The organism is Streptomyces minutiscleroticus (genome assembly GCF_014650875.1).
GTDB lineage: Bacteria > Actinomycetota > Actinomycetes > Streptomycetales > Streptomycetaceae > Streptomyces > Streptomyces minutiscleroticus.
This window is the reverse complement of the sequence record NZ_BMVU01000005.1, coordinates 58154-82155: the sequence shown is the minus strand read 5'-3', so window position 1 is coordinate 82155 and position 24002 is coordinate 58154. Positions and strand designations below refer to the sequence as shown.

At 74.3% G+C, this 24002-nt stretch carries 18 protein-coding genes; 11 read left to right on the top strand and 7 right to left on the bottom strand.

The genetic code is table 11. The annotated features are described in order from the left end of the window. The first annotated feature begins 63 nt into the window (after positions 1 to 63). The 3 genes from IE271_RS09010 to IE271_RS09000 all read left to right on the top strand — a co-directional run bounded on the left by IE271_RS09010 (position 64) and on the right by IE271_RS09000 (position 3253). Positions 64 to 1221: an acyl-CoA dehydrogenase family protein gene (locus IE271_RS09010; protein ID WP_190189680.1), complete on the top strand. Its 1158-nt coding sequence runs from the start codon at positions 64 to 66 to the stop codon at positions 1219 to 1221. Positions 1222 to 1253: 32 nt separating this feature from the next. Then, on the top strand, positions 1254 to 2126 hold the full coding sequence (tesB, locus tag IE271_RS09005) for an acyl-CoA thioesterase II (protein WP_190189679.1): 873 nt from the start codon (positions 1254 to 1256) through the stop codon (positions 2124 to 2126). A 146-nt stretch (positions 2127 to 2272) separates the two neighbouring features. Then, positions 2273 to 3253 carry a cation diffusion facilitator family transporter gene (locus IE271_RS09000; RefSeq protein WP_190189678.1) on the top strand — a complete coding sequence of 327 codons (981 nt, stop codon included), beginning with the start codon at positions 2273 to 2275 and terminating at the stop codon, positions 3251 to 3253. A 124-nt stretch (positions 3254 to 3377) separates the two neighbouring features. Here the strand turns inward: IE271_RS09000 and IE271_RS08995 are convergent, their stop codons facing one another. Next, positions 3378 to 4172 (bottom strand): phosphatase, encoded by a 795-nt coding sequence (locus IE271_RS08995; protein ID WP_190189677.1) that lies wholly within the window; start codon positions 4170 to 4172, stop codon positions 3378 to 3380. Between the two features lie 325 nt (positions 4173 to 4497). Beyond that, the gene (locus tag IE271_RS08990; protein ID WP_190189676.1) at positions 4498 to 6315 is read right to left on the bottom strand and encodes a PucR family transcriptional regulator; all 1818 of its coding nucleotides are present in this window, start codon (positions 6313 to 6315) and stop codon (positions 4498 to 4500) included. Between the two features lie 183 nt (positions 6316 to 6498). Between IE271_RS08990 and IE271_RS08985 the strand changes: the two genes are divergently transcribed. From IE271_RS08985 to IE271_RS08975, 3 genes are read left to right on the top strand one after another with little or no spacing between them, the layout of a single operon-like run. Further along, positions 6499 to 7992 carry a sodium:solute symporter family protein gene (locus tag IE271_RS08985; RefSeq protein ID WP_190189675.1) on the top strand — a complete coding sequence of 498 codons (1494 nt, stop codon included), beginning with the start codon at positions 6499 to 6501 and terminating at the stop codon, positions 7990 to 7992. A 51-nt stretch (positions 7993 to 8043) separates the two neighbouring features. Next, positions 8044 to 9024, top strand: coding sequence for an agmatinase (gene speB, locus IE271_RS08980; RefSeq protein ID WP_190189674.1), 981 nt, complete (start codon positions 8044 to 8046; stop codon positions 9022 to 9024). Then, a complete protein-coding gene (locus IE271_RS08975) occupies positions 9021 to 10718 on the top strand; it encodes a thiamine pyrophosphate-binding protein (RefSeq protein ID WP_190189673.1) in 1698 nt (565 codons plus the stop codon). The genes speB and IE271_RS08975 overlap by 4 nt, the downstream gene beginning before the upstream one ends. Positions 10719 to 11026: 308 nt before the next feature. Here the strand turns inward: IE271_RS08975 and IE271_RS08970 are convergent, their stop codons facing one another. The 4 genes from IE271_RS08970 to IE271_RS08955 form a co-directional block, all read right to left on the bottom strand. Further along, complete coding sequence (locus IE271_RS08970) at positions 11027 to 11851, bottom strand: endonuclease I family protein (RefSeq protein WP_190189672.1); 825 nt, start codon at positions 11849 to 11851, stop codon at positions 11027 to 11029. A 300-nt stretch (positions 11852 to 12151) separates the two neighbouring features. Further along, entirely contained in the window at positions 12152 to 14464 is a 2313-nt protein-coding gene (locus IE271_RS08965) for an ArnT family glycosyltransferase (protein WP_190189671.1), read from the bottom strand. Beyond that, positions 14461 to 14763: a DUF397 domain-containing protein gene (locus IE271_RS08960; protein ID WP_190189670.1), complete on the bottom strand. Its 303-nt coding sequence runs from the start codon at positions 14761 to 14763 to the stop codon at positions 14461 to 14463. Before IE271_RS08960 ends, IE271_RS08965 begins: the two co-directional genes overlap by 4 nt. A 216-nt stretch (positions 14764 to 14979) precedes the next feature. Continuing rightward, positions 14980 to 15225, bottom strand: coding sequence for a hypothetical protein (locus IE271_RS08955; RefSeq protein WP_190189669.1), 246 nt, complete (start codon positions 15223 to 15225; stop codon positions 14980 to 14982). A 544-nt stretch (positions 15226 to 15769) separates the two neighbouring features. On the opposite strand from IE271_RS08955, the gene IE271_RS08950 reads away from it, so the two are divergent. The 5 genes from IE271_RS08950 to IE271_RS08930 all read left to right on the top strand — a co-directional run bounded on the left by IE271_RS08950 (position 15770) and on the right by IE271_RS08930 (position 23087). After that, complete coding sequence (locus IE271_RS08950; RefSeq protein WP_190189668.1) at positions 15770 to 16015, top strand: GntR family transcriptional regulator; 246 nt, start codon at positions 15770 to 15772, stop codon at positions 16013 to 16015. Between the two features lie 85 nt (positions 16016 to 16100). Then, complete coding sequence (locus IE271_RS08945; RefSeq protein WP_190189667.1) at positions 16101 to 17210, top strand: esterase-like activity of phytase family protein; 1110 nt, start codon at positions 16101 to 16103, stop codon at positions 17208 to 17210. Between the two features lie 88 nt (positions 17211 to 17298). Continuing rightward, positions 17299 to 21033 (top strand): ABC transporter ATP-binding protein, encoded by a 3735-nt coding sequence (locus IE271_RS08940; RefSeq protein ID WP_190189666.1) that lies wholly within the window; start codon positions 17299 to 17301, stop codon positions 21031 to 21033. 116 nt (positions 21034 to 21149) lie between these two features. Next, positions 21150 to 21542: a hypothetical protein gene (locus IE271_RS08935; RefSeq protein ID WP_190189857.1), complete on the top strand. Its 393-nt coding sequence runs from the start codon at positions 21150 to 21152 to the stop codon at positions 21540 to 21542. Positions 21543 to 21635: 93 nt separating this feature from the next. Next, positions 21636 to 23087, top strand: a complete 1452-nt coding sequence (locus IE271_RS08930) for a S28 family serine protease (RefSeq protein WP_190189665.1) — start codon at positions 21636 to 21638, stop codon at positions 23085 to 23087. A 137-nt stretch (positions 23088 to 23224) separates the two neighbouring features. Here IE271_RS08930 and IE271_RS08925 read toward each other — a convergent pair whose 3' ends face one another. Then, positions 23225 to 23869: a hypothetical protein gene (locus IE271_RS08925; protein ID WP_190189664.1), complete on the bottom strand. Its 645-nt coding sequence runs from the start codon at positions 23867 to 23869 to the stop codon at positions 23225 to 23227. Between the last annotated feature and the right edge of the window lie 133 nt (positions 23870 to 24002).

Here is a 24002-nt window from a genome sequence, read left to right as displayed (position 1 = left end):
TTAGCCATAGTCGCTTGCGGATGCCTGGACCGAGCAGCGAGCGAGCCCGAGGAGAGCCGTCAGATGCGCCGTACCGTCTTCAACGAGGATCACGAGGCGTTCCGGGAGACCATCCGCGCCTTCATCGAGGCCGAGGTCGTCCCCGTCTACGACGAGTGGTTCGCGGCGGGCCAGGCGCCCCGCGACTTCTACTACAAGCTCGGCGAGCTGGGCATCTTCGGCATCAACGTCCCCGAGGAGTTCGGCGGCGCGGGCCTGGACAGCCACAAGTTCGAGGCCGTCCTCTACGAGGAGACCGCCCGCGCGGGCGTGCAGTTCGGCGGCTCCGGCGTGCACGTGCTGCTCGCCCTGCCGTACATCAAGATGCTCGCCACCGAGGAGCAGAAGAAGCGCTACCTGCCGAAGTTCGTCACCGGCGAGGAGATGTGGGCGATCGCGATGACGGAGCCGGGCACCGGCTCCGACCTCGCGGGCATGAAGTCCACCGCCAGGCTGAGCGAGGACGGCACGCACTACGTGCTCAACGGCGCCAAGACCTTCATCACCGGCGGCGTCCACGCCGACCGCGTGATCGTGTGCGCCCGCACCGCCGCGCCCACCGCCGAGGACCGCCGCCACGGCATCTCCCTGTTCGCCGTCGACACCAAGTCCGAGGGCTACTCCGTCGGGCGCAAGCTCGACAAGCTCGGCCTGCGCACCTCCGACACCGCCGAGCTGGCGTTCGTCGACGTCAAGGTCCCCGCCGAGGACCTGCTCGGCGAGGAGAACAAGGGCTTCTATTACCTCGGCCACAACCTGGCCTCGGAACGCTGGGGCATCGCCTTCGGCGCCTACGCGCAGGCCAAGGCCGCCGTCCGGTTCGCCAAGCAGTACGTGCAGGAGCGCACCGTCTTCGGCAAGCCGGTCGCCCACTTCCAGAACACCAAGTTCGAGCTGGCCGCCTGCCAGGCCGAGGTGGACGCGGCCGAGGCCGTCGCCGACCGCGCCACGGAGGCCCTGGACGCCGGCGAGCTGACGCCCGCCGAGGCCGCCAGCGCCAAGCTGTTCTGCACCGAGGTCGCCCACCGCGTCATCGACCGCTGCCTCCAGCTGCACGGCGGCTACGGCTACATGAACGAGTACCCGATCGCCCGCCTGTACGCGGACAACCGCGTCAACCGCATCTACGGCGGCACCAGCGAGATCATGAAGACGATCATCGCCAAGGACATGGGCCTGTAGCGGGGAGAAGGGCGCACGGTACGGCCGACGTGATGAGCCAGGCACTCCAGTCCCTCCTCGACCTGCTCGACCTGGAGCGGATCGAGGAGGACATCTACCGCGGGCAGTCGCGCTTCGCCGTCGTCCCGCGCGTCTTCGGCGGACAGGTCGCGGCGCAGGCGCTGGTCGCGGCCGGGCGGACGGTCCCCGCCGACCGGTTCGCGCACTCCCTGCACGCGTACTTCCTGCGCGCGGGGGACGCGGGCGCGCCCATCGTCTACACGGTCGACCGCATCCGCGACGGGCGCTCCTTCACCACCCGGCGGGTCGTCGCCGTCCAGCACGGGCAGCCGATCTTCCATCTCTCCGCGTCGTTCCAGACGTACGAGGAGGGCATGGAGCACCAGGTGGACATGCCGGACGCGCCCGACCCGGAGACGCTGCCGACGGCGGCCGAGATGCTGCCGCGCTACGCGGACGCCTTCGTCGAGCCGTCCGTGGTGCGGCGACTCCTCGAAGCGCGCGAGGCCGTCGACCTGCGCTACGTCGACGCGCCGCCCTTCGCCACCGTGGGCGAGCGGCGCGAGCCCCGCTCCCAGGTGTGGTTCCGCACCGACGGCAAGCTCGCCGACGACCCGCTGCTGCACGTCTGCCTCGCCACCTACGTCTCCGACATGACCCTGCTGGACTCGGTGCTGCTCGCGCACGGCCGGGGCGGCTGGGCGGTCGGGGACGTGGTGGGCGCCTCGCTGGACCACGCGATGTGGTTCCACCGCCCCTTCCGGGCCGACGAGTGGCTGCTGTACGACCAGCAGTCGCCGTCCGCGTCCGGCGGGCGCGGACTCGGGCAGGCGCGCATCCACACCCGGGACGGGCGGCTCGCGATCACGGTGATCCAGGAGGGCGTCGTCCGGATCCCCCGGTGACCGGACGGGCACCGTCCGGATCTCCCGGTGACCGGCGGTCGGGCCCCCAGGACCGGAGTGCCGATTCCGCCGGGGCCGGAGTGCCGATTCCGCCAGGGCCGGACGGGCGGATTCCCGGGTGATCAACCCGGGCATACGTTCCGGATGTGAGCACAGGCAAGGAAGCGGCGGAAAACGGAAGCGGCGGCGACAGCACGTTCACGGTGGTCGTCGCCGCGGCCGCCAACCTCGGCATCGCCCTGGCCAAGGCCGTGGCCGGAGTGGTCAGCGGCTCCAGCGCGATGCTCTCCGAGGCGGCGCACTCCCTGGCGGACACCGTCACCGAGCTGCTGCTGCTCGTCGCGCTGAAACGCAGCGGGAAACCCGCCGACGAGGACCATCCGCTCGGCTACGGGCCCGCGCGCTACGTCTGGGCGCTGCTCGCGGCCGTCGCCACCTTCGTGGGCGGCGCCGTCTTCTCCCTCTACGACGGGGTGCACACCCTCGTCGAGGGCGAGGAACTGGGCGACCCGCTGGTGGCGTACCTCGTGCTGGCCGTCGCGTTCCTGCTGGAGGGGTACTCGCTGCGGACGGCCGTGCGGCAGGCGCGCGGGCAGGCCGCGCGGTTCCGGATGCCGTTCGGGCGCTATCTGCGCCGCACGCCCGACACCCCCGTCAAGGCCGTCGTCCTGGAGGACTCCGCCGCCCTGGCCGGACTCCTGCTCGCCGCGGGCGGGCTGCTCGGCGGACAGCTCACCGGGTCCGGCGCGTGGGACGGCGCCGCCTCCCTCTGCATCGGCGCCCTGCTGCTGTACGTGGCCTGGGAGCTGGGCCGCTCCAACGCGGAACTGCTGGTCGGCCGGCCGCTGCCGCGCGCGATGCGGGGCGCCGTGCGCGCCGAGCTCCTCGCCGACCCGCTCGTCGAGGACGTGCTGGAGCTCGTCACCCTCGTGCAGGGCCCCGAGGAGGCGCTGGTCGCCGCGAAGGTCGACTTCCGGGACGTGTCCACCGCGGGCGAGGTCGAGTGGGCCTGCGAGCGGATGGAGCAGCGGCTGCGGGAGCGCTTCCCGGCGATCCGGCGGGTCTACCTCGACCCGACGCCGAAGCGCGCCCGGCACGGGGGAGAGGGGCCCGGGCCGCGGCCGTGAGACCCGCGGCCTCCCGTGTGCGGGCCCCGCGCCCGCCCTCTTCCGCGGGCCCGCCCCCGGAGAACGGCGCCCGGCGCGGACCGCTCCGGGCGCCCGGCGGGGCACCGCCCCGGAGCGGGACGGCTCAGCCGGTGGCCAGCCCCGCCTGGTCCAGCAGGTACGCCGTCATCGGGTCGTAGTGGCGGGGGCTCGTGACGTGGTCGTCGAGGGGGACCGTCACCTGGAGCGTGCCCTCGGCCTCGCCGAGGAAGAGGGCCGGGTCGTTGCAGTCCGCGTACCCCACCGCGTCGACGCCCAGCTGGCCCGCGCAGCCCGCCCAGCCGTGGTCGGCGACGACCAGGTCGGGCAGCGGCCGGCCCGCGCGCTCCAGGCCGGTCAGGATCGCCCGCATCGGCTCGGGGGAGTGGGTGTGCCACAGCGACGCCCCGTGCTCGAGGACCGCGACGTCCGCGAACTGGAAGACGTACCCCTCGTCCGTGCTCAGCCCGTCCGGGATCACCACGATGTCGCAGCCCGCCGCGCGCAGGGCCGCCGCCGTCGCCCGGTGCACGTCCAGCAGCCCGCCGGGATGGCCCGTCGCGAACAGCACGCGCTGCTCGCCGTCCGCCGCCTTGCGCAGCCGGGCCGCCATCCGCTCCAGCGCGTCGACCGTCAGGTCGGGGTCGATGGTGTCCTGGCCGTAGCGGTACTCCGGGTCGTCGTTGACGCCGCAGCGCTCCGCCATCACCGCGAGCACGTCCTGCTCGTCGGTCCAGCGGTCGCCGAGCTCCAGGCCGAGCCAGTAGTGCCGGTCGCCGTTCGCGAGCTTGCGGTAGTGGGAGAGGTTGTTCTCGCGGGGCGTGGCGACGTCGCCCGCGATACGGGTGCGGACGAGGTGATCGACGAGTTCGGCGCGGCTGGGTGTCCCGGGTATCGGCATGTCCCCATTCTGCCGGGCGGCGGGCCGGACGGGGCCCGGCCCGCCGCGACCTGGGACGCGGGTCACTCGGCTCCGCGCCGCCGGTCGCCGGGGCGCGGACGGTCCGGCCGCGGGGCCCCGGCCGGACGTGCCTCCGGCGTCCGGCGCCGGTGCGTCCGGCGCCCGACACCGGTGGGCCGAACGGAGGGGCGGACCGCGGGCCGGGCGGGTGGGCCGGGCGGCGGAGCGGACGGCGAGCCCGGCGGGTGGGCCGGGCGGCGAGCCCGGCGGCGGGCCGACCGCGGAGCGGACCGTGGGCCGAGGGACGGGCCGAGGGACGGGCCGCTCAGTCCTCCCGCGCCGTCCGCAGGGCGAACCACAGCTCCATGCGGACGTCCGGGTCGTCCAGGTCCGCCTCCAGCAGGCGGGCGCAGCGGGCGACGCGCTGGCGGACGGTGTTGCGGTGCACCCCCAGGGCCACCGCCGTGCGGTCCCAGCTGCCGTGCAGGGAAAGCCAGGTGCGCAGGGTCCCGGTGAGGGCCTCCGCCTGCGGGGCGCCGGTGACCGGTGCCAGCAGGGCGCGGGCGTGGGCCTCGGCGTCCGCCGGGGCGACCAGGCCCGCGAGGCCCGGCCGGTCGCAGTGGCGGACCAGCGGGGTGCGGCGGGCGCGGGCGCGGGACAGGGCGCGGGCCGCCTGCCGGTCGGCCGCCGCCCACTCGCGCGCGGTGGCCGGGGCGCTGACGCCGCAGGTCCAGCCCGGTTGCGCGGCCGGTTCGCGGCCGGCCGGTACCAGCACGCGGACGGTCCCGCCGGCCGCGTCGACCAGCGTGGAGCCGAGGGCCGCGCCGAGCGCGGAGGCGGCGACGGCGTCCGGGGGCGGGCCGTCGGGCCGCGCGTGCACGACGTACCAGCGCTCCTCGCCCAGCAGCGGCGCCACGTCCTCGGGCGCCGCGCCCAGCAGCAGCCGCACGAGCGCCGCGGAGCGGGCCGCGCCCGTACTGCCGCGGTGCTCGCCGGTGAGCAGCGCCAGGAGCACGGCGGCCAGCGAGGAGACGGCGTGGTCCCCGGCCCGCTGCCGCGGCGTCGCCACCCCCAGCACGAAGCCCTGCCCGGTCCCCAGCGCGTAGGCGGCGAGCCGGCACCCGGCGACGGTGTCGGCGGCGGAGGAGGGGGCCGTCCTGGGGGCGCCTCCGGCCGGGGGCGGAGGCGCACCGGCCGCCGTGGCTTGCCCGGCTGCCGTGGCCGTCCTGGCCGTTCCGGCCGACGCGGACCCCCCGGTCGCCTCGGGACCTGTTCCGGGCCGCGCCGTCGCCGTGGAAGGTGACGGCGCAGAAGGCGGTGCCGCGGAAGGTGACGGCCCGGAAGGCGGTGCCGCGGAGGGTGACGGCGCGGAAGGCGGCGGCGGCGTCGCCTCCGTCGGACGCACCACCCCCGCCAGCTCCGCCAGCGCGGTGTCCACCGCCGGGCCGGGGGTGCGGCCCGCGGACGCGACCTCCGTGCCGTCGGGGGCGTACAGGACCGCGCGGCCGCCGAGGCGCTGGGCGAGCCGGCGCAGGACCGAGGGGACCGGGTCGGGCCGGGCCGCCGCCGCGGCCAGGCTCTGCTGGGCCTCCGTGACGCGGCGCAGCTCGGTGTGGCGGGCCTGCGCCATCAGTTCCCAGACCGCCCGGGCGACCTGCGAGAACGTCGTGCGCGGCGGCACTTCGAGGAGCGGCAGGCCGTAGTGGTCGCAGGCCGCCACCAGCGCGCGCGGCACCGCGTCGTGCACCGGCGCCACCCCGAAGCCGAGCGCCGCCCCGCCCGCCGCCACGATCCGCGCCACGTAGTCGTCCAGGTAGACGCCCGACCCGGCCGCCTCCGGGATGTGCACGCCCGCCGTCAGCAGCAGCTCGCCGCCGAGCAGGTACGGGTACGGGTCCGCCATCTCCGAGGTCTGCGCCCAGTGGATCGCCGCCGCGGGGTCCACGGGGCCCGCGATCTGCCGCAGCCCCAGGTCCTCGCGCGCCAGCAGGGCCGCGAGCGGCACCGGAGGGGTCGGCGGGACGGCGGGAACAGCGGCGGAGGCGGCCGGGACGGCCGCGTGCGCCGTCGCCTCCGTAGTGGTCGGCGGCTCCGTCGTGCCCAGTGCCTCCGTAGTGGTCGGTGGGTCCAGCGGGTCCGTCATGGTGGACGTTTCCTCCACTCAACGGCGGCGGCAGTGGAGGAAACGTACACTTCGCAGCCGCTTTCCGGCCACCTAGGGTCGATGCCACCGGCGGCCGCGGGTACGGGCGGATGTCCCCGCGATCAGCCACCGGACACCCCCGTCACCTGCACGACACGCCACCGGACGCGCGGAGGAGGGCCCATGGCCGTCGACTACACAGTGATCGTCGTCTATCTGGCCGGGATGCTGGCCATGGGCTGGTGGGGCATGCGCCGCGCCAAGTCCAAGAGCGAGTTCCTGGTCGCCGGGCGCCGCCTCGGCCCCACCCTGTACTCCGGGACGATGGCCGCCATCGTGCTCGGCGGCGCCTCCACCATCGGCGGCGTCGGCCTCGGCTACCAGTACGGCCTCTCCGGCGCCTGGATGGTCTTCACCATCGGCCTCGGCCTGCTGGCCTTGAGCGTCTTCTTCTCCGCCCGCATCGCCCGGCTGAGGGTCTACACCGTCTCCGAGATGCTCGACCTGCGCTACGGCGGCCGGGCCGGCGTCGTCTCCGGCGTCGTCATGTGGGCGTACACGCTGATGCTCGCGGTCACCTCGACCATCGCGTACGCCACGATCTTCGACGTCCTCTTCGACGTCGACCGCACGCTCGCGATCGTCATCGGCGGCTCCATCGTCGTCGCGTACTCGACCCTCGGCGGCATGTGGTCGATCACGCTCACCGACATGGTGCAGTTCGTCGTGAAGACGATCGGCGTGCTGCTCCTGCTGCTGCCCATCGCCGTCGTCAAGGCGGGCGGCTTCGGCGAGATGAAGGCCGCACTGCCCACCGCGTACTTCGACCCGCTGGGCATAGGCGGCGAGACGATCTTCACCTACGTGCTGATCTACACCTTCGGCATGCTGATCGGGCAGGACATCTGGCAGCGCGTGTTCACCGCGCGCAGCGACCGCACCGCCCGGTACGGCGGCACCGTCGCGGGCACCTACTGCCTGGTCTACGCCCTCGCCGGCGCCGTCATCGGCACCGCGGCCAAGGTGCTCTACCCGACCCTCGGCAGCGCCGACGACGCCTTCGCCACCATCGTCAAGGACGAACTCCCCGTCGGCGTGCGCGGACTGGTGCTCGCCGCCGCGCTCGCGGCCGTCATGTCGACGTCCTCCGGCGCGCTCATCGCCTGCGCCACCGTCGCCAACAACGACATCTGGGCGCGGCTGCGCGGCGCCGTGACCGGCCGGGCCGGCGGGACCGGCGGGGCGGCACCGGCGGGCGAGGCGCACGACGAGGTCAAGGGCAACCGCGCGTTCATCCTCGTCATGGGTGTGGCCGTGATCGTCACCGCGATCGCCCTCAACGACGTCGTCGAGGCCCTGACCGTCGCCTACAACCTCCTCGTCGGCGGCCTGCTGGTGCCCATCCTCGGCGGCCTGCTGTGGCGGCGCGGCACCGCGGCCGGTGCCCTGGCCTCCGTCGCCGTCGGCGGCCTGGCCGTCGTCGGCCTGATGGCGGCCTACGGCATCCTCGCCAACGAGCCCGTCTACTACGGCCTGCTCGCCTCCCTCGCCGCCTACGCCGTCGTCTCCCTGGCCACCCCGCCCACCGACCCCGCCGTCCTCGCCGCCTGGCGCGAGCGCCTCGCGGGCCGGGCGGCCGCCGCACCCGTCCCCGAACCGGCCCCCGCCCGCCAGTAGAGTCACCCCCGCAGTACATACGCGACGTAGCGTAGGAAAGAAGGCACTTCCATGAGCAGCACCGAGACGCCCCGCGGCCCCGTCGACTCCTCGCGCGTGCCCCGGTACGCCGGGCCCGCGACCTTCGCCCGGCTGCCCCGTCTCGACGAGGTCGGCGCCACCGACGTCGCCGTGGTGGGCGTGCCGTTCGACACGGGCGTCTCGTACCGGCCGGGCGCCCGCTTCGGCGGCAACGCCATCCGGGAGGCGTCCCGGCTGCTGCGGCCCTACAACCCGGCCCAGGACGCCTCGCCCTTCGCCCTCGCGCAGGTCGCCGACGCGGGCGACATCGCGGTCAACCCGTTCGACATCCACGAGGCCGTGGAGACCGTCGAGGCCGCCGCCGACGACCTGCTCGGCACCGGCGCCCGGCTGATGACGCTCGGCGGCGACCACACCATCGCGCTGCCCCTGCTGCGCTCGGTCGCCAAGAAGCACGGCCCGGTCGCGCTGCTCCACTTCGACGCGCACCTCGACACCTGGGACACCTACTTCGGCGCCGAGTACACGCACGGCACGCCGTTCCGCCGGGCCGTGGAGGAGGGCGTCCTCGACACCTCCGCCCTCTCCCACGTGGGCACGCGCGGCCCGCTGTACGGCAAGCAGGACCTCACCGACGACGAGAAGCTCGGCTTCGGCATCGTCACCTCGGCGGACGTGATGCGGCGCGGCGTCGACGAGATCGCCGACCAGCTGCGGCAGCGCATCGGCGACCGCCCGCTGTACATCTCGGTCGACATCGACGTCCTGGACCCGGCGCACGCGCCCGGCACCGGCACCCCCGAGGCCGGCGGCCTCACCTCCCGCGAACTGCTGGAGATCCTGCGCGGCCTGGCCTCCTGCCGACTCGTCTCCGCCGACCTGGTCGAGGTCGCGCCCGCCTACGACCACGCCGAGATCACCTCGGTGGCCGCCTCCCACACGGCCTACGAACTCACCACGATCATGTCCCGACAGATCGCAGCAGCCCGCCAGGAGGACCGACCGCAGTGACGCACGACCACGACCTGGTACTCCGCCCCACCGAGGCGCAGATCTCCGCCGCCCTGAACCCTCCCCCCGGACGCAACGGCGGGGACCTGGTCGTGGAGACCCTGGCCGGGCTCGGCGCGACGACCGTCTTCGGCCTGCCCGGCCAGCACGCCCTCGGCGTGTTCGACGCGCTGCGCCGCTCGGACCTGCGCTACGTGGGCCTGCGCGTGGAGAACAACGCGGGCTTCGCGGCGGACGCGTACGGCCGGATCACCGGCGAGGCCGCGCCGCTGCTGCTGTCGACCGGACCGGGCGCGCTGACGTCGCTCGCCGCCCTCCAGGAGGCGGCCGCGGCCTCGGCGCCGGTCCTCGCGATCGGCAGCCAGGTCCCGGTGGCGGGCCTCGGCGGCGGCCGCCGCGGCTACCTGCACGAACTCCCGGACCAGGCCGCCTCCTTCCGGGGCGTCGTCAAGTCCGTCCACACCGTCCGCACCCAGTCGCAGATCCCCTCCGCGATCGCCGCCGCCTGGCAGTCGGCGCTGACGGCCCCGCACGGCCCGGTGTGGGTGGAGATCCCGCAGGACGTGCTGCTCGCGCCGGCGGCGGTCCCGGTGGTCACGGGCGTGGACGCCTACCCGGAGGAGCTGCCGCCGCGCCCCGAGCTGACGGCGGTGGCCGCCGACCTGCTGGCGAGGGCGGAGCGGCCCGCGATCATCGCGGGCGGCGGCGTCGTACGGGCGGACGCCGCGGGCAAGCTGCGGCAGCTGGCGGAGCGGCTGAACGCCCCGGTGGTCACCACCTTCGGCGGCAAGGGCGCGTTCCCCTGGACCCACCCGCTCTCCCTGCAGTCCTGGCTGGAGGACCGCCACACCACGGACTTCCTGGAGGACGCGGACGTCCTGCTGGTGATCGGCTCGGGCCTGGGCGAACTGTCGTCCAACTACCACACGTTCCGGCCCCGCGGCCGGGTGATCCAGATCGAGGCCGACGCGGGCAAGCTGGAGTCCAACCACCCCGCCCTCGGCATCCACGCCGACGCGCGCCTGGCGGTCCAGGCGCTGCTGGAGACGGTGGGCCCGCGCGAGGACGACACGGCGCCCGGGCGCGTACGGGCGCTGCTGGAGAAGGTGGGGGAGCGGATCGCGTCCCAGGACCTCGCCCTGGAGCAGGACGTGCTGGCCTCCGTCCGCCGGGCGCTCCCGCCGCGGGCGCCCTCCTTCTGGGACATGACGATCCTGGCGTACTGGGCCTGGTCGGCCTTCGACGCCCGCCACCCGAACACCATGCACTCGGCGCAGGGCGCGGGCGGCCTCGGCTACGCCTTCCCGGCGGCACTGGGCGCGGCGGTGGCCGATCCCACGCGGCCGGTGCTGGCCGTGTCCGGCGACGGCGGCGCGCTGTACTCGATCGCCGAGCTGGCCACGGCCCGGCAGTACGACCTGAACGTCACCTGGCTGATCGTCGACGACGGCGGCTACGGCATCCTGCGGGAGTACATGAACGACGCGTTCGGCGAGGCCACGGCGACGGAGCTGACCCGCCCCGACTTCGTTGCGCTCGCCGGGTCGTTCGGCGTCCCCGGGGTGCGCACCACGCCGGAGACCCTGGAGGCCGACCTCGGGAAGGCGCTGTCGGAGCCCGGCCCGTCGGTGGTCGTGCTCCCGGCGGTGCTGCGGATGTTCGCGCCGACGCACCTGGGCGGCGACGGGAGCTGACGCCCGGCGGGCGGCCGGGCCGTCCGCCGAGCCGGTCGGCCGGACGGCCGGGGCGGCGGACGACGGACACGGCGTACGACGGACACGGCGGACGGCCGGGGCGGTGGACGACCGGGGCGGCGGACGGCCGGGACCGGGCCCGCCGCCCCGTCACCGCTTGCTGCGTACCGCGTACCCGCGTACCGCAGGGCCGCGCCGAAGGCCGCCTTCACGGACCCACGGTGCTGCACGGCGACACGGACTTCGACACGGTGGCGAAGGTGACCGGGCAGCCCGTGCAGTGGGTGGCGCGGACCGGAGCGCGGTGGCTACCAGATCGCCTCGACCCACTCCGGGTGGTCGATGAACGGGTTGCGGTTGTGCTGGTAGCGGTCGTAGATGACCTGGTTGCGGTTCTGCTCGAAGGCGTCCGGCGGGTCCTCGTCGTTCCACTGCTTGAGGACGGAGAGCTTGCCGATGTACGGGCTGCTGCCGTTGTTCACCTTCTCGTTGGGCTCCAGGTCGGCCCAGCTGTCGTCGCCCTCGTAGCGGACGGCCATGTAGAGGATCATCCGGGCCACGTCGCCCTTGACGGCGTCGCGCGGCTCGAAGGAGTCGGAGTCGGTGAGGCTGCCGCCGCCGTTCGCGACCGCGCTGCCGCCGTTGTCGAAGTCCTTGTTGCCGCGGACCGAGTTGACCTGGACGTCCTCCGCGCGCAGGTGGTGCAGGTCGGTGCCGGGACCGGTCGAGGTGCCGAAGTCGCCGTGGGACTTGGCCCACACGTGCTCGCGGTTCCAGTCACCGGTGTCGCCGCCGTTCAGCGACTTGCTGCGGGAGATGCCCGAGTAGAGCAGCTTCACGTTGTTGCTGTTGGCCGGGTCCTGGTCGGTGACCTTCAGCGCGTCCCAGACCGCCGAGTACGAGATCTTCGTCTGGTTCCTGACGATCGTGTGCAGGCTGCTCTTGAGGGCGGTGCCGGTCTTGCCGATCGCGGCGGCGTAGTACGTGTCGTCGTACGCCGTGGTGGCGGCAGCCGCCGCGGGGGCCTCGGTGGCCGCGTCGGCCGCGGCGGAGGGGACGAGGGTGGCGGCCAGCAGCGCGGCGCTCGCCAGGGCGGGCACGGTCCAGCGGCGGCGTATGTGCGTGTCGGGCATGGGGGTGTCCGTTCTACGCGAGTTGACTTTCGAGCCAAGGGGGAGCGTGACACGAGAAAGCCCGGCAACGTGTGAACACACCGTGGCGATCGCGTGACGGGATGTGTGAAGTCGGGCGTGTCCAGGGCCATTCGGGACGTGCGAAGGCCCCCGGCCGGAGGGGCCGGGGGCCTTCGCGGGAGCGGCGTGCCGCGGCGGGCGCCGCCGGGCCGTGCGCGCGGACCGGTGCGGGGCCCGTGCGCGCGGACCGGTGCGGGGCCCGTGCGTGCGGACCGGCGCGTGCCGTGCACGCGGGCCGGGTCAGCCCAGGTCGGACGGGTCCAGACGGTAGAGGGTCCGGCCGCTGCCGGAGCCCGTGCCCGCACCGGCGTCGTCGCCGGACTCCGCGCTCTCGTCCGAACCGGACGCCGAGGAGTCCGAATCGCCGCTGCCGGAGGCGGAGCCGGAATCGGCGGACGGGCTCGTGCCGCCGTACTCGCTCGCGTCGACCGCCGTCGCGTGCTCCTGCACCCAGGCCGTCACCTCCGAGCCGACGCCGCCGGAGCCGCCGCCCGGACCGCCTCCCATGCCGCCGCCGAGCAGGATGTAGTGCAGCCGGCCGCTCTTCACCAGCTCCTTCAGCTTCGCGAGCGTCATGGCCTTGTCGCTGCCGCTCCAGCCCCACATGGAGATGACGGGCTGCCCGCTGCCGAGGATCATCTGGGCCGCGCTCTGGGAGCTGGACACCGCGACGAGCCACTCCGCGCCGTCCCGGTGCTCCTTCAGGTACGAGATCATCCCGGAGTCGGCGCCGCCGCCCATGCCGCCGCCGAAGCCGCCACCGCCGCCCTGCTGCGGGCCGCCCTGGGGCATCTCGTCGCCGCCGGGTGCGCTGCCGGAGGAGCCGGAAGAGCCGGAGGAACCGGAGTCGCCGGAACCGCCGTCCGGGGCGCCGCCGGGCGAGGTCCCCATCCGGCCGCCCCCGGGCATCCCGCCGCCCTGCGGGGCGCCCTGCTGACCGTCCGCCTGTCCGCCGTCCGCCTGCCCGCCGGGCGCCTCGCCCCGCGCGCCGGCCTCGCCGCCGCCGGGGAAACCGCCCCGGCCGCCGCCCGGACCGCCCATGCCGCCGCCGGTCGTCGGACCGGCGGTCGGGTTGGTGCCGCCCATGCCGCCGCCGCTGCCGGCCGGCACCGACGCGGCGTACGCGGCGGGACCCGCGACCGAGGCCACGACCGCCGCCGCCACGGAGGCGGCCAGCAGCCGGGTGCGGCGCCCGGAGCGGAAGAGGAGCAGACCGGCGATCGCCAGCGCCGTCACCACCGCGACGGCGGGCCACAGCCAGGTGTTCCAGCCGGAGGCCCGGCGCAGCAGGACGACCGCCCAGACGCCGGTGACGCCCAGGGCGAGCGGCAGCACCCACACCCACCGCCGGTCGGCCCGGAAGGCGCGCAGCAGCATCGCGCCGCCCCCGCCGCACAGCACCGCGATGCCCGGGGCGAGCGCGGTCGTGTAGTACGGGTGCATGGTGCCCTCGGCCATGCTGAAGGTCAGGTAGTGCAGAAGCGTCCAGCCGCCCCACAGCAGGAGCGCGGCGCGGGTGAGGTCGGTGCGCGGCGCGCGTCCGCACAGCACGAGCCCGCCGGCGAGCGCGATGCCCGCGAAGGGCAGCAGCCAGGAGATCTGGCCGCCGAGGACGTCGTTGAACATCCGGCCGATGCCCGCGGTGCCGGCGAAGCCGCCGCCTCCGCCGCCTCCGCCGCCCCCGCCGTTGCCCTCGCCGCCGAAGACGCGGCCGAGGCCGTTGTAGCCCATGATCAGGTCCCAGGCGGTGCCGTCCGTGGAGCCGCCGATGTACGGGCGCTGCGACGCGGGCACCAGCGAGACCGCCGCCGGCCACCAGAAGCCGGCGACGGCCAGGGCGACGCCCGCGAGCAGCAGGTTCACGATCCGCCTGCCCAGACCCGGCCTGGCCGCGAACAGGTACACGGCGAAGACGGCGGGCAGGGCGATCCAGCCCTGGAGCATCTTGGTGTCGAAGGCGAGGCCGAAGCAGACGGCCGAGCCGAGCAGCGGCAGCAGCCTGCCGTCGCGGACGGCGCGCAGCGCCAGGGCCGTGCCCGAGACCATCAGGAGGACGAGCAGGGTGTCCGGGTTGTTGTCGCGGTTGATCGCGACGGTGATCGGGGTCAGCGCGAGGACCAGCGCGGCGACGGCCGCCGCGCCGTGGCCCCAGATCCGCTTCACCGTGGAGTGCAGGATCCACAGGGTCGCGAGCGCGGAGGCGATCAGGGGCGCCATCATCTGCCAGGTGCCGTAGCCGAACACGCGGCAGGACAGGCCCATGACCATCAGGACGAACGGCGGCTTGTCGACGGTGAGGAAGTTCCCCGCGTCGAGCGAGCCGAAGAACCACGCCTTCCAGCTCTGGGTGCCGCTGAGCACGGCGGCGCTGTAGAAGCTGTTCAGACCGGAGGAGGAGAGGTTCCAGGAGTACAGCAGCCCGGCCAGGACGAGGATCGCGAGCAGCGCGGGCAGCGACCAGCGTGGCGCCTTGCCCACGACCGCCGGGGACGGCTCCGGCGGGAGCCGGTCGGGGGACGTGGTCGCTTGAGGGTGATCGGTGGCTGATGTCACCCTCGCATCGTCCGCGCGGCTCGTGAGCGGGCGCTGTGCCGTGCCTGGCCGTTGCCTGTGAATCGGCGGAGGGAGGGGCACGGGCGCGGGGCGCCGTTCTTGACGGCACTGACGAACGCGGCCCAGCCGGCCGTGGAGAGCAGCAGGACGGGACCTTCGGGGGCCTTGGAGTCGCGGACGGGTGTGCCGGAGGGGTGGTCGTCACGCACTTCGAGGCAGCTGCCTGCTTCGGGACCGCTGTGGGACGACTTGCGCCAGCCGGTCGGTTCGGCGGCGTCGGAGACGCCGCGTTCGGTCACGTCCGTTCTCCCTCACTGTCGTCTCGTCTTCGCCGGGTGTGCCCCGGACACGGATCGGCGGAAGGAGCCCGCCGTGAACGGGGTTCCGAATCGGCGCACCGATGACAAGGAACTCGCAGCGCCACGGGAGACGGTGAAGCCCCGCAAGTGCTCAGGGACGCCCCTGGATCGCTTACGAGGCTTCGACCAGGTGCGGACGAACCGAACCAGCTGTCCTCACAGCTCCCGAAGGGAGGTCCGAAGCCCGTCTGCTGCTGCCTCGGTGACAACGCGGAACGGACCCGGAGCGGTCACGCTGTCGACGCCCTTCGCCGCGATTCCGAGCGCACCTTCGAGGATGTCGGCGAGCCGCTCGGCGACGTGCCAGCCGGCATCCGGGTCCAGTGAGTCTGCCGAGTCGAGGATGCTCCGGGTCACTGCCAACAGGGCTGCCGCACTCTGGAGTTCGGCGATGTCCGCCAAGCGGTCGAGCGGACTGCCAGGGGTGGCCACGACGTACGCCGGGCATCCGTCCGGCTCATGGAACGGCAGGGGACGAGAAGTCGTACCGCGTACCCCGTCCCCATGACGCCGCAGGGGTAATCAACCCCGTAGGCGGCCAGCAGCGCTGCCGTTCGGCGCTCCTGCTGCAGATGCCGCCTCTCGTGTCGCTCCCAGGCTTCGAAGTACTTGGGGATCAGTCGTGTCTCGAAGGCCAGCGGCGGAAGCCGATCCACGCGTACAGCGGTGAGGAGGGACCTCGGTCGTGCCCTCTGCACCTGGACGGCCGGCGGGCGGTTGCGGACCGCGGGACGGGTGCCCGTCGGGGCGGCGTGTCGGCCGCGGGGCGGTAGCAGGACGCCGAGAATCAGCATGAGTAGGGTTCGCATACGTCGACTCCCGTTCAGTCGGCTCTGCCCTCGGGGAAGCCCTGCCCGGCTTCTTCGGGGGGTTTTCCGCTTCGGAGTATGTGCGTATACGCGTATTCGCGGTCGCGTGATTACGCATATCCGCGCACGCTGAGCCCATGGATCTCGACCGGAGCGTTCCCGTATGGCCTCGGGTGGCCGAAGAGCTGAAGCGACGCATCGCCACGGGCACCTACGCCCCGGGTACCCGTATGCCGGGCGTCGCCGTGCTCGCCGCCGAGTTGGACGTCGCACCGGCCACGGTGCAGAAGGCGTACGCCGGGCTCCGTACCGAGGGGTTGCTGCGCACGGTCCTCAGGCAGGGGTCCTTCGTCGCCGACGAGTCCGCGCCCGCGAAGGAGTAGGCGGCAGCGGGCCGGGCTCGGCCGCCGTCCCGCCCTTCACGCCCATGCCTCCCCACCGTCACCGGCGCCCCCTAACGTGCCCCGCATGCGCCTCCGAACCGCACTCGCCACCGCCACCGCCGCCCTCGCGGCGGCCACCTGCCTCACCGCCGCCGGACCCGCCCGGGCCGCCGCGCCGGGTACCGCCCAGGGAGCGGCTGCCGGGACCGCACCCGGCGGCAGCCGGGCCTGTTCGCCGTCCACCGCCCTCGCCGGCTTCTCCGACGCCCTCGACAAGACGACGTACGAGGGCACCTTCGTCGGGAACCTCTCCGCGCTCGCCGTGGACCGGGGCGGATCGGTCGCCGCGCTGTCGGACCGGTCCTCCCTCTTCACGCTCGACGCGTGGACGCTCGCGCCCCGCTCCGTCGTGCGGCTCGCCGACGGGGGCGGGGCCGCGCTCGACTCCGAGGGGCTGGCCGTCGACCGGGACGGCACGCGCCTGGTGTCCTCCGAGGGCGAGCCCGCCGTGCGCCGCTACACCCCCGGCGGCAGGCTGCTCGGGAGCCTGCCCGTGCCCGGCGAGCTGCGGGTCGCGCCCGCCGGGCGGGCCGTCCCCAACGGCACCTTCGAAGGGCTGACCCTGCTGCCGGGCGGGAAGCGCCTGCTCGCGGGGATGGAGTACGCGCTGGCCGGCGACGCCGCCGACATCGTGCGCCTCCAGACCTGGGAGCGGAAGGGAGGAAAGGGGAAGAGCGCGAGCACCGGGACCGGCGGCTTCCGGCTCGGCGCCCAGTACGGGTACCGCGCCGACGCCGGGCTCGGCGTCGCGGAGACCACCGCCACCCCCGACGGGCGCCTCCTCGTCCTGGAGCGCGGCTTCACCTCCGGCGTCGGGAACACCGTCCGCCTGTACCTCGCCGACCTGCGGCACGCCGCCGACACCCGGGGCGTGGAGGCGCTGACCGGGCAGGACGGCGTACGGCTGGTGCGCAAGACCCTCCTCGCCGACCTCGTCGGCTGCCCGTCCCTCGGCGCCACGGCCAAGCAGCCGCAGCCCAACCCCCTCCTCGACAACATCGAGGGCCTCGCCGTCACCGGACGGGAGCGCGGGCGGCTGAAGCTCCTGCTGGTCAGCGACGACAACCAGGGTGCCACGCAGACGACCCGCCTCTACTCCCTCACGGTCCGGCTCCCGAATATTGCGGAGGGATGAAATCCGCTTGTGCCCGTGTTGGTGCCTTCCGGTGGAACGGACCGATCGCCGCGGCTGATCGGTCCCCGGAACTGACGGAGGGCACCGCGTGGCAGCGGATCAGGGCGGAGCGGGGCGGCAGGCGTCCGGCTGGGCGCGGCGGCTGGCCGGGTACGCGTGGCGGTACCCCAGAGAGGTCCTGCTGGCGCTGGGGTCCTCGCTCGGCGGCATGGCCGTCACGGCGCTGGTCCCGCTGATCACCAAGGTGATCATCGACGACGTCGTCGGGGACCACTCCCGGGACATGGCGCCCTGGGCGGGCCTGCTGATCGGCGCCGCCGTCGTCGTGTACGCGCTGACCTACGTCCGGCGCTACTACGGCGGCCGCCTCGCCCTGCACGTCCAGCACGACCTGCGCACCGACATGTACGGGACGATCACCCGGCTGGACGGGCGGCGCCAGGACGAGCTGTCCACGGGGCAGGTCGTCGGGCGCGCCACCAGCGACCTCCAGCTGATCCAGGGCCTGCTCTTCATGCTGCCCATGACGATCGGCAACGTCCTGCTCTTCCTCGTCTCGCTCGGCGTCATGGCCGCCCTCTCGCTGCCGCTGACCCTGGTCGCGCTGGCCGTCGCCCCCGCCCTGTGGCTCATCGCCCGCCGCAGCCGCACCCGGCTGCACCCCGCCACCTGGTACGCCCAGGCGCAGGCCGCCGCCGTCGCGGGCGTGGTCGACGGCGCCGTCAGCGGCGTACGCGTGGTGAAGGGCTTCGGGCAGGAGGACCAGGAGACCGGCAAGCTGCGCGAGGTCGGCCGGCGGCTGTACGCGGGCCGTCTGCGCACCGTCCGGCTCAACGCCAGATACACCCCCGCCCTCCAGGCCGTGCCCGCCCTCGGGCAGGTCGCGATGCTGGCCCTCGGCGGCTGGCTCGCCGTGCGCGGCCAGGTCACCCTCGGCACCTTCGTCGCCTTCTCCTCCTACCTCGCCCAGCTCGTCTCGCCCGTGCGCATGCTCGCCGTGGTCCTCACCGTGGGCCAGCAGGCCCGCGCGGGCGCCGAGCGCGTGCTCGAACTGATCGACACCGAGCCGTCGATCGAGGACGGCGGGCTGCCGCTGCCCGCCGACGCGCCCGCGACCGTCGAGTTCGACGACGTGTCCTTCGCGTACGAGGACGGCAGGCCGGTCCTCGACGGACTGTCCTTCGAGATCCGGCCCGGCGAGACCCTCGCCGTCGTCGGCGCCTCCGGCTCCGGCAAGTCCACCGTCTCCCTGCTGCTGCCGCGCTTCTACGACGCCACGCGCGGCGCCGTCCTCGTCGGCGGCCACGACGTGCGCGAGCTGACCCTGGAGTCGCTGCGCGCCGCCGTCGGCCTCGTGCCCGAGGACTCCTTCCTCTTCTCCGACACCGTGCGCGACAACATCGCCTACGGGCGTCCGGACGCCACCCGGGAGGAGGTCGAGAAGGCCGCGCGGGCCGCCCAGGCGCACGGCTTCATCAGCGAGCTGCCCGAGGGCTACGACACCAAGGTCGGCGAGCACGGCCTGACCCTCTCCGGCGGGCAGCGCCAGCGCGTCGCCCTGGCCCGCGCCATCCTCAGCGACCCGCGCCTGCTCGTCCTCGACGACGCGACCTCCGCCGTCGACGCCCGGGTCGAGCACGAGATCCACGAGGCCCTGCGCGGCGTCATGGCCGGCCGCACGACCCTGCTGATAGCGCACCGGCGCTCCACCCTGAACCTCGCCGACCGCATCGCCGTCCTCGACGGCGGCCGGCTCGCGGACATCGGTACGCACGAGGAGCTGCAGAAACGCTCGGCGCTGTACCGGCGGCTGCTCACCGACCCCGACGAGCTGGGCGGCGTCTCGCCCGGCCACGTACGGCCCGCCTCCCCGGCGGAGGACACCGACACCTCCGTGCGCGAGGAGCTGGACGCCGAGTTCGACGCCGAGCGCGGCATCACCCCGCGCCTGTGGAGCGGCGAGCGCGAACCGAAGGACACCGCCCTGTCCGGGACGCCCGCCACGCCCGAGCTGCTCGCCCAGGTCGAGGCGCTGCCCCCGGCCACCGACACCCCCGGCGTCGACGAGGCGCGGGCGGTCGCGCCCGAGACGTCGTACGGCCTGCGCAGGCTGCTGCGCGGCTTCGGCGGGGCCCTGCTGGTCAGCCTCGGCCTGGTCGCCGTGGACGCGGGCATGGGCCTGCTGCTGCCGGTGCTGATCCGGCACGGCATCGACGAGGGCGTCGGGCACCTCGCGCTCGGCGCCGTGTGGACGGCCGCCGCCCTCGCGCTGGCCGCCGTGCTCGTGCAGTGGGCGGCGCAGGTCGGCGAGACCCGGATGACCGGCCGCACCGGCGAGCGGGTCCTCTACACGCTGCGGCTGAAGATCTTCGCCCACCTCCAGCGGCTCGGGCTCGACTACTACGAGCGCGAGCTGACCGGGCGGATCATGACCCGGATGACGACCGACGTCGACGCCCTGTCGACGTTCCTGCAGACCGGTCTGGTCACCGCCTTCGTCTCGGTCGTCACCTTCTTCGGCATCATGGCCGCCCTGCTGGTCATCGACGTGCAGCTGGCGCTCGTGGTCTTCCTGACCCTGCCGCCGCTGATCGTCGGCACCTTCTTCTTCCGCCGCTCCAGCGTCAAGGCGTACCAGCTGGCCCGCGAGCGGATCTCCGCCGTCAACGCCGACCTCCAGGAGTCGGTCTCCGGCCTGCGCGTCCTCCAGGCGTACGGGCGCGAGCGGGACAGCAGGGAGCGGTTCGCGGCGGGCAGCGACGGCTACCGCCGGGCGCGCATCCGCGGCCAGTGGCTGATCTCGGTCTACTTCCCGTTCGTGCAGCTGCTGTCCTCGGTCGCCGCGGCGGCCGTGCTGATCGTCGGCGCGGGCCGTGTCGACGCCGGGACGCTGACCACCGGCGCGCTGGTGGCGTACCTGCTCTACATCGACCTGTTCTTCGCCCCCGTGCAGCAGCTCTCCCAGGTCTTCGACGGCTACCAGCAGGCCACCGTCTCCCTCGGCCGCATCCAGGAGCTGCTGCGCGAGCCGACATCCACCAGGGCCGCCGAGGCGCCGCGCCGGGTGCCGGAGCTGCGCGGCGAGATCGCCTTCGAGCACGTCGACTTCGCGTACGGCGACGAGGAGCCGGCGCTCCACGACGTCGACCTGCGCATCCCCGCCGGGCAGACCGTCGCCTTCGTCGGCGAGACCGGCGCGGGCAAGTCGACGGTGGTGAAGCTGGTCGCCCGGTTCTACGACCCGACGGGCGGCCGGGTCACCGTCGACGGCACCGACCTGCGGGAGCTGGACCTCACCGCCTACCGGCACCGCCTCGGGATCGTGCCCCAGGAGGCGTACCTCTTCCCGGGCACGGTCCGCGACGCCATCGCCTACGGGCGGCCCGAGGCCACGGACGCCGAGGTGGAGGCGGCCGCGCGGGCCGTCGGCGCGCACGACATGATCGCCACGCTCGACGGCGGCTACCTGCACGAGGTCGCCGAGCGCGGCCGCAACCTCTCCGCCGGGCAGCGCCAGCTGATCGCGCTGGCCCGCGCGGAGCTGGTCGACCCCGACGTGCTGCTGCTGGACGAGGCGACCGCCGCGCTCGACCTGGCCACCGAGGCGCAGGTCAACCACGCCACCGACCGGCTCGCCGGCCGCCGTACGACGCTGGTGGTCGCCCACCGCCTGACGACCGCCGCCCGCGCGGACCGGGTCGTGGTGATGGACCACGGCCGCGTCGCCGAGGACGGCACCCACGACGAACTCCTCGCCCGCGGCGGCCGCTACGCCGCCCTGTGGCGCACGTTCGTCGGGGAGACGGAGCCCTCGGCGGTATGAGCCGGGCGGCCTCGCGGGCGCTGTGCGTCCGGCCGCCCGGCGCGGCCGGACGCAACCGTCCCGCCTACGTCATGCGTCCGTTCACCAGTACGCCGATCGCGTCGGGAGGGGCGGCAGTGGGAAGCGGTGCCATACGACGGCGGCTGACGGCCGGTACGGCCGTCCTGGCCGCGGCGGGACTGCTGGCACTGGCCGGCCCGGGTACGGCGCGCGCCGAGGCGGCCGCGCTCTGCTCCGGCCGCAAGGTGCGCACCCTGTCGTTCTCCACCGGGGCGGTGCACGTCCACAGGAGCGGCGGCTACGTCTGCGCCGTGACGTTCCCGAAGAAGCCCGGCGCGCGCAGGTCCATGTCCGTCAGCGTGCAGGCGCGCGGCAGCCGCCCGCTCGCCGACCGGGGCAGCTACGCGCACCACGCCGGGCCCGTCACCGTCCACGCCGGGCACCGCTGCGTCCGCGTGAAGGGCTCCGTCGGCCGCGGATCGGTCGCCTCCGGCTGGATCCTGTGCTGAGCCGCGCGGGCGCGGACCGCCGGCCTCCCCTGGTGCGAACCGGATCGCTCCGCTAGGTTCCGGCGGGCATCTGTACGAACCAGGGGAGAGTGCATGCGCACAACGCTCAGATGGCTGCTCGCGCTCGTCGTGCTCATAGGCACGGTGGGCACGGCCGGGACGGCCACCGCCGTCCAGCCGGTGGCCGACGGCACCGGCGCCACCGCCGGGACCACCGACATCAAGGACCGGCTCCTCGCCGTCAAGGGGATGAGCCTGATCGAGGAGAAGCCCTACACCGGCTACCGCTTCTTCGTCCTGAACTACACCCAGCCGGTCGACCACCGGCACCCGTCCAAGGGCACGTTCCAGCAGCGCATCACCGTGCTGCACAAGGACACGTCCCGGCCCACCGTCTTCTACACCGGCGGCTACAACGTCTCCACGACGCCGAGCCGCCGCGAGCCGACCCAGATCGTCGACGGCAACCAGGTCTCCATGGAGTACCGCTACTTCACGCCGTCCCGGCCGAGCCCGGCCGACTGGTCCAAGCTCGACATCTGGCAGGCGGCCAGCGACCAGCACCGCATCTTCCAGGCGCTCAAGCCGATCTACGGCAAGAAGTGGCTCTCGACCGGCGGCTCCAAGGGCGGCATGACCGCCACGTACTACGAGCGCTTCTACCCGCGCGACATGGACGGCGTCGTCGCGTACGTCGCGCCCAACGACGTGGTCAACAACGAGGACTCGGCCTACGACCGCTTCTTCGCGACCGTCGGCACCAAGGAGTGCCGCGACCGGCTGAACGCCGTCCAGCGCGAGGCGCTCGTGCGCCGTGAGCCGCTGAAGGAGAAGTACGAGGCGTACGCGGCCGAGAACGGCTACACCTTCAAGACCATCGGCGGCCTGGACCGCGCCTACGAGGCGACCGTCCTGGACTACGTGTGGGGCTTCTGGCAGTACAGCCTGCTCGCCGACTGCGCGGACATCCCGGCCGACGCCGCGCACGCGACCGACGACGAGATCTGGACCTCCGTCGACACGATCTCCGGCTTCTCCGCCTACACGGACCAGGGCCTGGAGACGTACACGCCGTACTACTACCAGGCGGGCACCCAGCTGGGCGCGCCCACCATCCACTTCCCGTACATCGAGAAGAAGTACATCCGCTACGGCTACCAGCCGCCGCGGAACTTCGTGCCGCGCGAGATCCCGATGAGGTTCCAGCCGGGCGCCATGCGCGACGTCGACACGTGGGTGAAGCACAACGCCGACCAGATGCTGTTCGTCTACGGCGAGAACGACCCGTGGGGCGCCGAGCCGTTCCACCTGGGCCGGGGCGCGCACGACTCGTACGTCTTCACCGCCCCGGGCGCCAACCACGGCGCCAACGTCGCCGGCCTGGTCGACGACGAGAAGGCCCTCGCCACGGCCCGCATCCTGGACTGGGCGGGCGTCGCCCCGGCCGCCGTCCAGGCGGACCCGGAGAAGGCGAAGCCGCTGGCCCGCTACGACGCCAAGCTGGACAAGCGCGACGTGGAGCGCGAGCCCGCGCTGCGGCCGTAGCACCGCGCGCCGCCCGAGGCGCCGCGCCCGCCCGCCGCTCACACCGGGCGGGCGCGGCCCACCGGGCCACCGGGTCCGCACTCGGGCGGGCGCGGTGTCTTCGGGCTCGCACCCGGGCGGGTGCCGGACCGGTGGGCTCACACCGGGCGGGCGCAGCCCACCGGTCCGGCACCGCCCAGCCGGACGTACAGGGTCGTGGCGGGCGGGCAGTCGGCGCGCCGGCCGACCGCCGAGACCACCTTGTGGTCGGGCCGCTCGCGGCCCGTCCCGTCGCACGCCGTCTCGCGCACCTCGCCCGCGCCGGTGCGGCGGACGCAGTCGCCGGCGATCGTGCGCGGGCCTCCGCCGCCGCCCGGGTCGCCCGGGTGCGGGGGCTGGAGCCTGCGCATGCAGGCGTAGCCCTGGGGGATCGTTCCCCCGCCGCCGTCCTCCCCGCTCCGGTCCCTCCCGCCCCCGGCGAGCCGCTGTTCGCCGATGTGCAGCACGAAGTCCGTGGTGGCCGGGCAGGCCGGGCCGTCCGCGGCCCCGCCGCCGTGGCGCGCGACGACCCGCGCCGCCGCCCGCTCGCCGTCGCACGGCACCTCGGTGAAGGTCTCCCGCCCGAACGAGCTGCACTCGTCCGCGCCGAGGAACACCGCCCCGTACCCGGAGGCACGCGTGGCCGCCGCCCCGCCGTCGATCCGCCCGTCCTGCGGCCCCGTCCGCTGACACCCCGTCACCGCCAGTGCCAGCGCCGCCGTCAGCAACGCGCACGACACCCCTGTGAACCGTCCGTCCCGCATGGCAACCCCCCCGAGCGCCGGACTCCAGCGTGGCCCCCGTACACGGGCGCACGCCAGCCACGCGGGGCGCTCTGCGCCGCTCGGAGGGGCCGGGGCGGTGTCCGGACGGGCGCGCGACGTACGCCGCGTACGG